Below are 13,467 nucleotides of genomic sequence, written 5' to 3'. Positions count from 1 at the left end.
GCGATAAGAGGCTAAGTGCCTTTCTTTAACTCAGGGTGGCTACGGGCTGGGCCTCTACCAAAAGCTGCTGGGTTTGCAAGTCGAAGATAGTGGCCAGCAGCCGCCGCGAGGCATCGACGGCAAATTCCACCTTGAGGCGATCTTCTCCTGCGCGGCCTGGGGGCTGCAGGCGGGCCAGGCAAGCCGGCTCGGCGCCGGGGGCCAGGGATCGAAAATCGGTTTGTCGAGTGAGTTGGCGGCTGCTCATGCGCCCCAGCTCGTCGTAAACCACCTCGGCTTGGGCCACCTGAGCCACTTCTCCCACATCGAGGCGAATTTCGGTTTGCCCATCGTTGGCCACCTGCAAGATCAAGGGCTCGGAGCGTCGGCAGGGGTAGGGGCTGCCCCGCTCAAACAGAGGGTAGTAGATATAGCTTTTTTGCAAGGGATCCCAGAGGCGGATGGCGTAGCTGTGGTGCAGGCGATCCTCCAGCTTAACTTGGCGGCCCACCTGCAGGGCGCCCAGGGCCACGGCGTCGAAGGGGCGTTCGCAGCGGACTTTCTTTTTGCCAAAGTAGGAGCGGAGCAGCTCTTGGACTGCCGGCAGTTGGGAGCTGCCTCCCACCAGGAGCACCTGCTCAATTTGGCCTTTGCCCACTCCCCTGGCCTGGGCAGTGAGGAGCACCTCGTCTAGGCACTGGCGGATCTGATCCAAGAGCTGGTGGGTTTCTAAAATCTCCTCCAGCACCTGCCGATCCAACTGCAGCTCATAGGCGGTTAGGGCTTCGTCGTCAAACCAACTGCCCACCGCCTTGGGCTGGGTAGAAAGGGTAATCTTGAGCTGTTCTGCCTGCTCCAAAAGGGTAATCCAGCTCAGGGCCCCCAGCTGCTGCCGGCTCAGCCCCAGTTGCCCCAGCAGGTATTCGGCAATCCAGATGTCGATATCCACCCCACCCACGTAGGCGTCGGCCTTGGCAATCACCTCCGCCTTGAGGACAGGGTCGCCCGGCTGAGGGGGAAGGGTGCGCACCAGGCTGAGGTCCAAGGTGCCGCCGCCGAAATCCACCACCAGCACAAGGGATCCCGGCTGGTCAACCGCATAGCCCAGGGCAGCAGCCGTGGCCTCGTCCACAATCTGAATGGGATCCCCAGCCACCCTCCGCAGCCAGTTTAAGTAGCGCTCAAAAGAGCCGACGGGAGCTGTAAACACCACCTGTTGCGGCTGCGGGTATTCTTGCTGGATGGCTTCCATCACTGCCTGCAAAAAAGCCTGGGCTACCCTCTCGGCATCGTAGCGCTCTCCATCGAGAACTCGCGGCGGGGGGACAAACTCCGCCACCAGATCCCGCTTGAAGCCCTGAAACAAGCGCTGCGGATCCACTGCTCCCCACCGCCCGGCGCGCACGGTTTCCCCCACCAAGAGCTGGCCTTTTCCCTTGACGTAGACCAGGCTGGGAATGGCCGCGTAACCGGGGCGGGAGAGGCCGGGAAGGCTGAGCAGGCGGGGCGCTTCTTGTCCAGGATCCCAAACCGCCACAACCGTATTGCTAGTGCCAAAATCAATAGCCAGCGTCGCTTTGGGGACGGGTGCCATCAGCTCAATCCTCCGGGCAGGGAGCGACTAACTTTGGCCGGGCAAAGAATGCGTTCGCCGCAGCGGTAGCCAACAAAGCGGATATAGACAGGATCCCCAGGCCGAATGTCCGGCTGATCCGGCTGGTGCAGTTGCGGGTCGAAGGGGACAGATTCAAGAGGGCTGCCGATGGCTTCATACCCCCACTGCTGCAGCAGGGCATCCAGCGACCGGAACAGAGCCGTCATGTTTTGGGCCGGCCAATCCGGCTTGCGCCGGGCAATCTCGCGGACGGTGGGGTAGCTGGTCAGCAGCGGCTGCAGCAGGAAGAAGATTGCCTCTGCATTGTCAGAGCCCCTTCCGCCGCCAAGCAGGGATCCCACGTCCCACTGGAGAGCGGCAGCCAACTTCTGCAGTTGCTCCAGGCGCAGGGATCCCCACCGCCCTTGGCGCACCTGCTCGAGGGCGCGGCGGCTGAGCCCTGCCCGGGCTTGCAAGGCCCGCCATGAGGAAAGGCCAACGGCTTGCATCCGTTCCCGCAGCCAACTGTCCAGCGGTCTCTCGGCCATTGGGTTTTGTCAGGGATCCCTACGATCATGCCCCAACTGGGGCCTGGGTCAGGGAGCCACCGGGCTATGGCTTCCCCATCCCGGTCGTAGCGCTCGCGCCGGCTGGCCAGATAGACCAATTCAAAGCCGGCCTCTAGAGAGGGGCGGACAAGCTTTTTGAGATAGAAAATCCGCAAGCTGCCTAGCTCGTAGCCGGAGACCCCGAAAAAATCCTGACTGGCAACTTGAGAGGTAACCCGGCGTCGGCTTTCTCGGCTGCGCTGCAACTCCTCTTGCAGGGCGCTGGCGGGTGTTGCTTGAAAAACCCACCCCAAACCCGCAGCTCGGCCCCCTCTTCGCCGACAAAGACCTGGCCGTCGCTGCTATCGGATTCCCCTTGGGGGACAAAGTCAGCCGGATAGTCGAGGCGATAAGAGCGGGTGAGGCTAGAGGCGGGGTCCCTTTTCCCACCAGGAGACTGGCAAGCAGCGGTTTTCAGAACTGGGGCCATTCTAGGCTCCTTTGTCCTAACCTGCTCCCTCACCCCCGACTCGGAGAGTAAGGAAGGGTTTCCAGCTTGTTAATCTGCCGGTCGCTATCGAGGTTTTGCCCGGAGCGCAGCAGTTCAATTTTTTCTCTAGCTCGCTGGATGGCGGCGCAGTTGTCCACTGCTTCCAGGGGGAGAAACAAACAACACGCCGTTCGCGTCAGCGGGACGGATGCACCACCCCAAAAAGACCTTCAGCGCTTTCCATCACCGTGCAAAAGCTAGCAATAACGACAAAAAGACTGCCACTCCCTGAGACTTTTGAGAAAGGGCATAGTGCGGCGCAACTCCTCGTCTATGCGCTTTTGCTCTTCTTGCTGGAGCAACTCTTGCAGAAATCGGACGGCCTCATCTACTCAAAGCCGGTTTTGGCGGGATCCCACCCTCTAGGGCGGCAAATAGTCGCCTTCCCGCGTTTCCGACTTTTGTAAAATAGGGAGGCCTGTCTCCTATTGCCGGCTGCCCAGCCCGCACCAACGGATTTGCCATGACCTCAACTCCTCTTGCTGCTGCCCATCCTGTTGCTTGGGATCCCCTTGACCCCCAGGTGCGCCCGGATCCCCAGGGCCGGTTTGGGCCGTTTGGGGGCCGCTTTGTGCCGGAAACCCTGATGAGCGCCCTGACGGAGCTGGAGGAAGCCTTTGAGCGGCACTGGCAGGATCCCGAGTTTCGCGCCGAGTTTCACAGCTTGTTGCGGGATTTTGTCGGTCGGCCCAGCCCGCTTTACTTTGCCCAGCGGCTTACCGAACACTACGGTGGCCCCCAGATCTACCTCAAACGGGAAGACCTCAACCACACCGGCGCCCACAAGATCAACAACGCCCTCGGCCAAGTGCTGCTGGCGGTGCGCATGGGCAAGCGGCGGATCATCGCCGAGACCGGCGCCGGCCAACATGGGGTGGCCACGGCAACGGTGTGCGCCCGCTTCGGCCTGGAATGCGTCATCTACATGGGGGCGCTGGACATGGAGCGGCAGGCCCCCAACGTGCAGCGGATGCGCCTGTTGGGCGCTGAGGTGCGCGGGGTGGAAGCCGGCACGGCCACCCTCAAAGATGCCCTCTCCGAGGCCATCCGCGACTGGGTAACCCATGTGGAGACCACCCACTACGTCATTGGCACGGTGGCCGGGCCCCACCCCTACCCGAAGCTGGTGCGGGCCTTTCACGATGTCATTGGCCAGGAGACGCGGCAGCAGTGTCAGGAGAAATGGGGAGGGTTGCCGGACGTGCTGCTGGCCTGTGTGGGCGGCGGCTCCAATGCCCTGGGCCTGTTCAACGAGTTTATCCGCGATCCTCAGGTGCGGCTCATCGGTATTGAGGCTGCCGGGGAGGGTTTGCACACATCCCGCCACGCCGCCACCCTCAGCCGCGGTCGCATTGGGGTCTTGCACGGGGCCATGAGCTACCTGCTGCAGGACGAGGAAGGCCAGGTGCAGGAGGCCCATTCCATCAGCGCCGGTCTGGACTACCCTGGCGTAGGGCCGGAGCACAGCTACCTAAAAGAGATCGGGCGGGCCGAGTACTACGCGGTTACCGACGACGAGGCGGTGGAAGCGCTGCTGCTGCTGTCGCGCCTGGAAGGGATCATCCCTGCTCTGGAGACAGCCCATGCCCTGGCCTACCTGAAGACTTTGGCGCCGCAGCTTGGCCCCCAGCAGCGGGTGGTGGTCAATTGCTCCGGGCGGGGCGACAAGGACTTGAACACCGTTTTCCAGTACCTGCAGCAGCGGGGGCGTAGCCTAGCCTAGAGTTGGGTTGGCAAGGGGATCCCTGCCCATGTCCACTGTTGTCATTCGATTGCTCGGCCTGCTGGCCTTGTTTCTGGGGGCGGGGCTAGTGCCGCTGGTTGGATCCCGGTCAGAGGTTTCCGGGCGCGTTGGCGGGATCCCGTCCCCGGCCACGACTTCCTGGGCAGGCGCCTTGGTCGGCCCCAGGGAGGAAGAAGGGATCCCTGCTCCCGTCCAGCCGCCACCCCTTCCTGTTTGCGCAAGCGGGACGGAGTCCCTAACGCTGCCGGCCCTGGCGCGGCAGGCCATCGCCCACTACTTCGCCACTGGCCAGGTGCTGCCCGCCCCTGCGACCTGGGGAGCTGGAGTCGGCGTCCATCCAGGTGGCCATCCCCTCGCTGGAGCAGGTGGATCCCACCCGCATGGGCTTATTTGTCCGAGTGGGGACGCGGGGGGCGGTGCTGCTGCCCGGAGAAGCCCTGACAACGGAATGGCAGCTTTCCACCGCCAAAAAGTTAGCCGGGATCCCTGCGGATCAGCCGGTGGAGCTGTTTTGCGGGGAGGCGGAGCTGCTGCATGAGTTTTGAGGCCCAACCCGACCGGTGGCTAGCCGCGGTGCTGGGCAACACCCACGTGCGCTGGGGCTGGTTTGTGGGGGAGACCTTGGTCAAGGTGGAACAGTTCCCTGCCCACCAGCCTTTGTCCTGGCCGGAAGAGACGGAGCTGTGGCTAGCTGCCGTTGGCTCCGCCCCTTTGCCGCCGGGATCCCCGTGGGTGCATTGCCTTGAGCTCTCCCAGGTGCCGCTGCGGGATCCCTACCCCAGCCTGGGGCTGGATCGGGCGCTGGCCGTCTGGGCTGCCGGCATCCACTACGGCTGGCCCTGTTTGGTCATCGACGCCGGCACCGCCCTAACCCTGACGGGGGCTGACCCGGAGGGATCCCTGGTGGGGGGGGCGATCCTGCCCGGCCTAGGGCTACAGGCGCAGGCGTTGGCTGACCACACCGCCCGCCTGCCCAAAGCGGAGTGGGAGGCGGCGGATCCCTTGCCCCCCCGCTGGGCTAGGGACACGGGGGCTGCCATCCGCAGCGGCATTCTCTACACCCTGCTGGCCGGCTTGCAGGACTTCATCGCCGACTGGCGGCGCCGCTTTCCCCAGGGGCCCCTGCTAGTAACCGGCGGCGATGGCAAGCTGCTCTACCCCCACCTGCGTCCCCTTGACCCAGAGCTGCGCTGGGATCCCCACCTCGTGTTGCGGGGGATCGCCGGCTGTCGTCAGTTGCACCGCGCTGCTCGGCAGTTCCCTGGTGCAGAATGAAAACAGTCCCTCAAGGGTCAGACCCTCTCCAAAGCGGGCAGGTTTTCAACTTTCGGCAACCCAGGGATCCCATGGCCAACGGCAACTCCTTCGGCGTCTTGTTTTGCGTCACCACCTACGGCGAGTCCCACGGGGGGGCGGTGGGGGTGGTGGTGGACGGCTGCCCACCGCGGCTGCCCTTGAGCGAGGCCGACATCCAGGCGGAGCTGGATCGGCGCCGCCCCGGCCAGAGTTCCATCACCACGCCGCGCCAGGAGGCGGATCGCTGCGAGATCCTCTCCGGGGTTTTCCAGGGCTTTACGCTGGGCACACCCATCCACATCCTGGTGCGCAACCAGGACGCCCGCCCCCAGGACTACCGCGAGATGGCCACCACCTTTCGCCCTTCCCATGCTGATGCCACCTACCAGGCTAAGTACGGCATCCGCAACTGGCAGGGGGGAGGACGGGCCTCGGCGCGGGAGACCATTGGCCGGGTGGCCGCTGGGGCCATTGCCAAGAAGATCCTGCGTCTGGCGGCAGGGGTGGAGATCCTGGCCTATGTGCAGCGGGTCCAAGACGTGGAGGCGCAGGTGGATCCCAGCTCAGTAACAGCCGAGCAGGTGGAAGCCAACATCGTCCGCTGCCCAAACCCAGAAGCGGCGGCGGCGATGATTGAGAAAATCGAAGCAGCGGCGCGGGAAGGAGATTCTCTCGGGGGAGTGGTGGAGTGCGTGGCCCGCAATGTGCCCCGCGGGCTGGGCTGCCCCGTGTTTGACAAGCTAGAAGCCGACCTGGCCAAGGCGGTGATGTCGCTGCCGGCCAGCAAGGGGTTTGAGATTGGTTCGGGGTTTGCCGGCACCTACCTGACGGGCAAGCAGCACAACGATGAGTTCTACATGACCCCCAGCGGCTGGCGCACCCGCAGCAACCGCTCCGGCGGCATCCAGGGGGGCATCAGCAACGGGGAAGATATCGTCCTGCGGGTGGCCTTCAAGCCCACTGCCACCATTCGCCAGCCTCAAAACACGGTCACTCTCGACGGCCAGGAGACGGTCTTGGTGGCGCGGGGGCGCCACGATCCCTGCGTGCTGCCGCGGGCGGTGCCGATGGTAGAGGCGATGGTGGCTTTGGTGCTCTGTGACCATCTGCTGCGCCACCACGCCCAGTGCGGATCCCTAGTCTTGCCAGAGGTGCCCATGCCTGCCGTTCCTATGTCCCCCAGCTAGCGGCAGCCGGTCGGAGCCCTTGCGGAGATCCTGATTGCGCCAGCGGGATTGAGTCTTTGTAGCCTGAGAAAGAGGCGGGATCCCTGCTCATGGCCAAGGCCAAAACCGTCTGGGAGTGTAGCCAGTGCGGCGAGCGCTATCCCAAGTTTTTGGGCCGCTGCAACAACTGTGGCGCCTGGAATACCCTGACGGAGGTGGTCGTCGCTCCCTCCCCCCAGTTTGCGCCACCGCAGCGTCTTGTCCCCCCGCGCGGCCGCGGCAACGGGATCCCCCAGGCAGCCCTCCCTCTTACTCAGGTGCGCTTGGATCGCCACCCCCGCCTTTCCTCGGGCTTTGGCGAGTTTGACCGTGTGTTGGGGGGCGGCATCGTGCCGGGATCCCTGGTGTTGATCGGCGGGGATCCGGGCATCGGCAAAAGCACCCTGCTGCTGCAGACTGCTGCTCATCTAGCCAAGGGCGGACCTGTCTTGTACGTGTCGGGGGAGGAATCAGCCCAACAGATTAAGCTGCGTGCAGATCGCCTCGGCGGGACGGAGTCCGAAAGCGAGCAGCTCTACCTACTGGCCGAGACCGAGCTAGAGGCCATTGTGGCTGAGATCCAGGCTCTGCAGCCCCAGGTGGCCATCATCGACAGCATTCAGGCCATCTTCTGGGGGCAGCTCAGCTCAGCGCCGGGATCCGTCTCCCAGGTGCGGGAATGCACCAGCCTCTTGATGCGGGTGGCCAAAAAACTGGGGGTGGCCCTGCTCATCGTTGGCCATGTTACCAAGGATGGATCCCTGGCCGGGCCCAAGGTGCTGGAGCACTTAGTGGACACCGTCTTGTACTTCGAGGGGGATCGCTTTCAAAGCCACCGCCTGCTGCGCGCCGTCAAGAACCGCTTTGGGGCAGCCCAGGAAATCGGCGTTTTCGAGATGACCGCCTCTGGCTTGGGGGAGGTAGACAACCCCTCGCAGCTTTTTTTGAGCAGCCGGGATCAAGCCACGCCAGGAACGGCCACCATCGTCGCTTGCGAGGGCACCCGCCCTTTGGTGGTCGAGGTGCAGGCCCTGGTCAGCCCCACCAGCTACAGCTTCCCCCGCCGCACCGCCACCGGCCTCGAGCTCAACCGTTTCCTGCAGATCTTGGCGGTGCTGGAGAAACGGGTGGGGATCCCGCTTTCCAAATACGATGCCTACATCGCCTCTGCCGGCGGCATCCAGGTGGAGGAGCCGGCTGCCGATTTGGGGGTGGCGGTGGCCGTGGCCGCCAGCTTCCGGGATCGCCAGCTGGATCCCTTCACGGTCTTGATTGGCGAGGTGGGCCTGGGGGGGCAGGTGCGCCCGGTGCCGCAGTTGGAGCAGCGCCTCAAGGAAGCCGCTAAGCTGGGGTTCCGCCACGCCATCATCCCCAACAGCCCCGTTTTGGCCGACTTTGGCCTGCGCCTCAGCCGGGTGCAGCGGCTGCTGGAGGCCCTGCTGGTGGCTCTGCCCAGCTCCGAGCCTACCCAGTGAGAGGGGATCGCCAAGGTTGGCAGTCGATCTTCCGCCGAGAACCAACCTGCGGGAGAATGGCATATCTCTATAGTGTTATACAGTAATATGCATTTATGTAAGGACGGCGACTCAATTCCTGATCGGGTGGGCACCCTATCCTACAGACACTGGCGAAAGATGCTGACCAAGGATCGACCTATGGCGTTGCTAGCCCTGTTTCTCTTTGTGGTGTACCTGGTTGTCTCCCGCTTGAACGCCCAGGCAGAGCGCTAGCTGCTTTTCCTCTGACAAAGGGGCTACAGGTTCGCGTCACCGGTACGTAGCTAACTGCTCTCCTGCTGGAGGGTGCAAGGCCACCCCAGGAGGGGGCGCTAGGCTGTCTAGGTTGACTCGGCGTAGCCAGAGGCCGGGGCTGGGGAACGGGTTTTTTGGTAGAATTCGGTAGTCCCTCGCGGCTGGCGGGATCCCAAAGGAGCAGCGGCGGTCCGCGAAGTTTGCTTATTTAGAAGGGTTCCAGGGTGAGGTCGGCTCGTGCAAATTGCAGTTGATGCCATGGGGGGCGACTACGCTCCCGAGGAGATTGTCAAGGGCGCCCTACTGGCCCAGCAGCGGCTGCGGGTGGGGATCACGCTGGTTGGTCGGCCAGAGGCTCTTGAGCCTTTTTTGCCCAGGCCCCTGCCTCCCAAGGTTACCCTTGTGCCTGCTGAGGAAGAGGTGGGCATGGCCGAGGAACCGCTGGCGGTGCGCCGAAAGCCAAAAGCCTCCATCAATGTCTGCATGCAGCAGGTGCGCGCTGGGCAGGCAGATGCAGTGGTGGCTGCCGGCAACACGGGTGCTGCCATGGCGGCGGCCTATCTCAACTTGGGTCGCCTGGCCGGGATCGACCGCCCAGCCATTGCTGCTCTTTTGCCCACCCTCAAGGGAAAGCCGGTGCTTTTGCTGGATGTGGGCGCCAATGTGGATTGCCGGCCCCGTTTTTTGGAGCAGTTTGCCCGCATGGGATCCCTCTACTGCCAATGCGTGCTGGGGATTGAGAGGCCGCGGGTGGGCCTGCTCAACATCGGTGAGGAACCCAACAAGGGCAACGATCTAGCCCTGGCCACCCACCAGCGCCTGGCCCAGTTGCCAGGGATCCACTTTGCTGGCAATGCCGAGGGTCGGGACGTGTTGACTGGGAATTTTGACGTGGTGGTCTGCGACGGCTTTGTCGGCAACGCCCTGCTCAAGTTTGCTGAGAGTGTTGGCCAAGTGATCACCCAGGTGCTGCGGGAAGAGCTGCCGCGGGGCTGGCGCGGCAAGCTGGGTTGCTGGCTGCTCCAACCTAACCTCAAGCAGGTCAAGCGGCGCATGGACTATGTGGAGTACGGCGGCGCCTTGCTGCTGGGGGTTAACGGCATCTGTGTTATCACCCACGGCAGCTCCAAGGCGCCAATGGTGTACCACGCCATTCGCCTAGCCAAAGAGGCGGCAGAGCAGAAAGTCCTGCAGCGGCTGCAGGCGGAAATGGTCGATACTCGCGAATCTCAAGCCAGTGCTGGGCAGCGCCCTGTGAGCCTTCGGAGCGGCTCTACCTCCGGCCCCTTCTTGGGATCCCTGGAGCGGAGGGAAGGGTAGTGCCCATGCCCAGCACTGGCCTCCCAAGCGTACGCCTAGTGGGGGTGGGGGCTGCCCTGCCGGATCCCTGCCTAAGCAACGACGACCTCAGCCAGATTGTTGCAACTTCCAACGAGTGGATTTGGCCCCGCACCGGCATTCGCCAGCGACGCATCCTGCCCCCTGAGCAGAGCGTGGTGGATCTGGCGGCTCAGGCGGCAAGAGCTGCTCTAGATCACGCTGGGATCCTGCCGCAGGAGCTAGATTTGCTTCTGCTGGCTACTTCCACTGCCGTCGATCGCTTTGGCTCGGCCCCACGGGTGCAGGCAGCCCTGGGGGCAAGTCGGGCAGTGGCCTTTGATCTGACGGCAGCCTGTACAGGGTTTGTGTTTGCGGTGGCCACCGCCGCCCAGTTTCTACAAACCGGGCTGTACCGGCGGGCCCTGGTGGTGGCAGCAGATGTGCTCTCCCGCACCGTCGATTGGACAGACCGCACCACCTGCGTTCTGTTTGGGGATGGGGCAGGGGCAGTAGTGCTGGAGGCGGGAGAAGCAGGAGCTGATGGGATCCTCAGCATTGAGCTGCGCAGCGATGGCAAGGGCAGCGATCTGCTTAGCTTGGCCATGGCCACCGAGGCTAAGCCCCTGGTGGGATCCCTGCAGGTGGGACAGTACCGCTGTTGTCCCATCGTGATGAACGGCCGCGAGGTCTATAAGTTTGCTGTCCAGGCGGTGCCGGAAATTATCGAGAAAGCCCTCCTTCGGGCCGGGATCCCAGCTGAGGCAGTTCAAGGCTACTTCATCCACCAGGCCAACCAGCGCATCCTCGATGCCGTGGCCAAGCGCCTGCAGTTGCCTACCCAGCAGGTGGCCAGTGTTCTGGAGCGCTACGGCAACACCTCAGGGGCCTCGGTGCCTATCGCCCTGGCCGAATGGATTGCTCAAGGGCGGTTTGGCCCTGGGGATCTGGGGGTGATGGCAGGCTTTGGCGCCGGCCTCACCTGGGGAGCCATTGTCTTTCGCTGGGGCAGATGAGTTAAGGAGAGGTGGTTGATGACCATTGCCTGGATCTATCCCGGCCAGGGATCCCAACGGGTGGGCATGGGAAGGGATTTACAGGACTGGCCAGGGGCCGCCCAGAAGCTGGCTTTGGCGCGTGAGGTGCTGGGGTGGGATCCGTTGGCCCTCTCAGAAGAGCAGATCCACCAGACCAGCTATACGCAGCCGGCCTTGTTTACCGTGTCGGCCCTCTTGAGTGACTACCTCTATGCCCAGGGGCAGGCTCCCGCCTGTACAGCCGGCCACAGCCTAGGCGAGTACAGCGCCCTCTATGCTGCCGGGGTGTTTGACTTTGAAACCGGCTTGCGGCTGGTGGCGCTGCGAGGCCAACTGATGGAGCGGGCGGGAGATCCCCCTGGCGGCATGGCAGCGGTGATTGGGTTTGACCGCGCTCAGCTGGAGCACCTCTGCCAGATAACCCCCGACGTTACCATTGCCAACGACAACAGCCCGGAGCAGGTGGTGATCAGCGGCTCTGTAAAGGGGGTGCAGTCTGTCTGTGAGCAGTTGCAGGCCAAGCGCACCGTTCCCCTCAACGTCAGCGGCGCCTTCCACTCTCCTTTCATGCAGAGGGCAGCAGAAGAGTTTGCCCACAGGTTGCGCGAAGTTGACTTTCAGACACCGCGGGTGCCGGTCTACAGCAATTGCACCGCCACTGCCAGCCGCGATCCCCAGGTTCTCAAACAGGCGCTGCTGGCCCAGATGACCTCTCCGGTGCGTTGGCGAGAAACGGTGCTGCAGATGGCGGCCGACGGCGTCCAAGAGGTGTGGGAAATTGGCCCTGGCAACGTGCTGACCGGCCTGGTGAGGCGGACAGTGCCCAGCTTGGGACGGCGCACTATTAGCAGCCTCAGCGACTACGGGGGATCCCAGCTTCTCAAGAGCAGCGAATAAAACTCCCGCCCCCTGGAGTTCCCAACAGCAGCCCAGAGCGCTGGGACAGGGGCTCAATCTGGTTTGAGTTGGTCTGGAGGGGATCCTTCCGTGCTATATGTGGGCGGGGTGGATTTTGGTAAACCATGGTCGGAAACTCCATTCGCTTTGGCACCGACGGCTGGCGAGCCGTGATTGCCGACGGCTTTACCTTTCAGAACTTGGCCCTTGCCGCCCAGGCCAGTGCCCAGGTGTTGGCCCGCACCTATCCTGGCGAAGGGATCGTGATTGGCTACGACAACCGCTTTCTCTCCGAACGCTTTGCCGCCCACGCCGCTGAGGTGGTGGCTCGCTTGGGGATCCCCGTCTACCTTTCAGCCTGTGTAGCCCCAACGCCAGCCTTCAGCTGGGGAGCCAAAGAGCGGGGCTGCCACGGCGCCTTGGTGATCACCGCCAGCCACAACCCGCCCCACTATTCCGGCCTTAAGGTCAAGGGCGGCTTTGGCGGCTCCGTGCCTCCAGAGGTCACTGCCGCCATCGAGCAGGAGCTGCACCACCTCCAGCCCCTGGGATCCAACTCTGCCCCCATCCACACCTGGGATCCCTGGCCCGGCTACCTGGATCAGCTCAGTTGCTTTGTGGATCTGGAAAAGCTCAAAAGCTCCCCGGCCAAGATCTGGGTGGATGTCATGTTTGGCTCCGGCGCCGGTGGCCTCAGCCGCCTGTTAGGGGAAAAAGTCATCGAGTTGCAGGCACGGCGAGATCCTTTGTTTGGGGGATTTCCCCCTGAGCCGCTGCCGCAAAACCTGCAAGCTTCTGCCCAGATCATTGCGGCGGATCCCGCCCCCCTCAAAATGGGGCTGGTCTTCGATGGCGACGCTGACCGCATTGCCGCCCTCGACGGACAAGGTCATTTTCTCAGCCCCCAGGTGCTCATCCCCATCCTAATTGACCACTTGGCGGGGCGGCGCGGCTTGCGGGGGGAAATTGTCAAAACCATCAGCGGCTCGGAGCTGTTTGTCAAGGTGGCCAAGCGCTATGGCTTGCCGGTTACGGAAACGCCCGTGGGCTTTAAGTACATTGCCGAGCGCATGCTAAGCACCCAGGTGTTGCTGGGGGGAGAGGAATCGGGCGGCATCGGCTATCTGGGCCATATCCCCGAGCGGGATGCCCTGCTTTCTGCCCTGTATCTGATCGAAGCCGTTACCGAAACCGGACAAGATCTAAGCGCCCTTTACCGGGCTTTGCAGGAACGGGAGGGGTTTAGCTCGGTTTACCAGCGCCGCGACCTGCACCTGAAGGATCAAAACCAACAAACGCAGCTGTTCCAACAGCTACAGAAGGATCCCCCATCTGAGATTTTGGGGCAGAAGGTAATCAAGCATTTTCATCGCGACGGCCATAAATTTACCCTGGCCGACGGCAGCTGGGTGATGATCCGGGGTAGCGGCACCGAGCCTCTGCTGCGGCTGTACTCCGAAGCCAAAACCCCAGAAGCAGTCGACCGTCTGCTGGACTGGGCAGCCGGCCTGCTTGCCCAAGTTGCTTGAGGGAGTCCCACCCCTCCTTG

Annotated in this window: 11 protein-coding genes; 9 read left to right on the top strand and 2 right to left on the bottom strand. The window is 63.3% G+C overall.

The annotated features are described in order from the left end of the window. Window positions 1-25: 25 nt before the first annotated feature. Together NW822_RS07010 and NW822_RS07005 are read right to left on the bottom strand one after the other, a co-directional pair. Window positions 26-1,573, bottom strand: a complete 1,548-nt coding sequence (locus tag NW822_RS07010; RefSeq protein WP_414403976.1) for an Hsp70 family protein — start codon at window positions 1,571-1,573, stop codon at window positions 26-28. Then, window positions 1,573-2,121 (bottom strand): hypothetical protein, encoded by a 549-nt coding sequence (locus NW822_RS07005; protein WP_414403975.1) that lies wholly within the window; start codon window positions 2,119-2,121, stop codon window positions 1,573-1,575. Before NW822_RS07005 ends, NW822_RS07010 begins: the two co-directional genes overlap by 1 nt. A 1,013-nt stretch (window positions 2,122-3,134) precedes the next feature. Here NW822_RS07005 and trpB point away from each other — a divergent pair. From trpB to NW822_RS06960, 9 genes are all read left to right on the top strand, one after another. Continuing rightward, window positions 3,135-4,394, top strand: a complete 1,260-nt coding sequence (trpB, locus tag NW822_RS07000; RefSeq protein WP_414403974.1) for a tryptophan synthase subunit beta — start codon at window positions 3,135-3,137, stop codon at window positions 4,392-4,394. 362 nt (window positions 4,395-4,756) lie between these two features. Next, window positions 4,757-4,960 (top strand): hypothetical protein, encoded by a 204-nt coding sequence (locus tag NW822_RS06995; protein ID WP_414403973.1) that lies wholly within the window; start codon window positions 4,757-4,759, stop codon window positions 4,958-4,960. After that, complete coding sequence (locus NW822_RS06990) at window positions 4,950-5,690, top strand: pantothenate kinase (RefSeq protein WP_414403972.1); 741 nt, start codon at window positions 4,950-4,952, stop codon at window positions 5,688-5,690. Before NW822_RS06995 ends, NW822_RS06990 begins: the two co-directional genes overlap by 11 nt. Before the next feature lie 71 nt (window positions 5,691-5,761). Then, the gene (gene aroC, locus NW822_RS06985) at window positions 5,762-6,898 is read left to right on the top strand and encodes a chorismate synthase (protein ID WP_414360494.1); all 1,137 of its coding nucleotides are present in this window, start codon (window positions 5,762-5,764) and stop codon (window positions 6,896-6,898) included. Window positions 6,899-6,987: 89 nt separating this feature from the next. Then, window positions 6,988-8,391 carry a DNA repair protein RadA gene (gene radA / locus NW822_RS06980; RefSeq protein WP_414403971.1) on the top strand — a complete coding sequence of 468 codons (1,404 nt, stop codon included), beginning with the start codon at window positions 6,988-6,990 and terminating at the stop codon, window positions 8,389-8,391. 513 nt (window positions 8,392-8,904) lie between these two features. Continuing rightward, on the top strand, window positions 8,905-9,987 hold the full coding sequence (gene plsX, locus NW822_RS06975) for a phosphate acyltransferase PlsX (protein ID WP_414403970.1): 1,083 nt from the start codon (window positions 8,905-8,907) through the stop codon (window positions 9,985-9,987). A 5-nt stretch (window positions 9,988-9,992) separates the two neighbouring features. Further along, on the top strand, window positions 9,993-11,000 hold the full coding sequence (locus NW822_RS06970; protein WP_414403969.1) for a beta-ketoacyl-ACP synthase III: 1,008 nt from the start codon (window positions 9,993-9,995) through the stop codon (window positions 10,998-11,000). Between the two features lie 18 nt (window positions 11,001-11,018). Continuing rightward, a complete protein-coding gene (fabD, locus tag NW822_RS06965; RefSeq protein WP_414403968.1) occupies window positions 11,019-11,918 on the top strand; it encodes an ACP S-malonyltransferase in 900 nt (299 codons plus the stop codon). Between the two features lie 125 nt (window positions 11,919-12,043). Continuing rightward, a complete protein-coding gene (locus tag NW822_RS06960; RefSeq protein WP_414403967.1) occupies window positions 12,044-13,447 on the top strand; it encodes a phosphoglucomutase/phosphomannomutase family protein in 1,404 nt (467 codons plus the stop codon). The last annotated feature ends 20 nt before the right edge of the window (window positions 13,448-13,467 follow it).

This window comes from Synechococcus sp. H70.2, from assembly GCF_047462275.1.
GTDB lineage: Bacteria > Cyanobacteriota > Cyanobacteriia > Thermostichales > Thermostichaceae > Thermostichus.
This window is presented reverse-complemented; position numbering and strand designations above follow the sequence as displayed.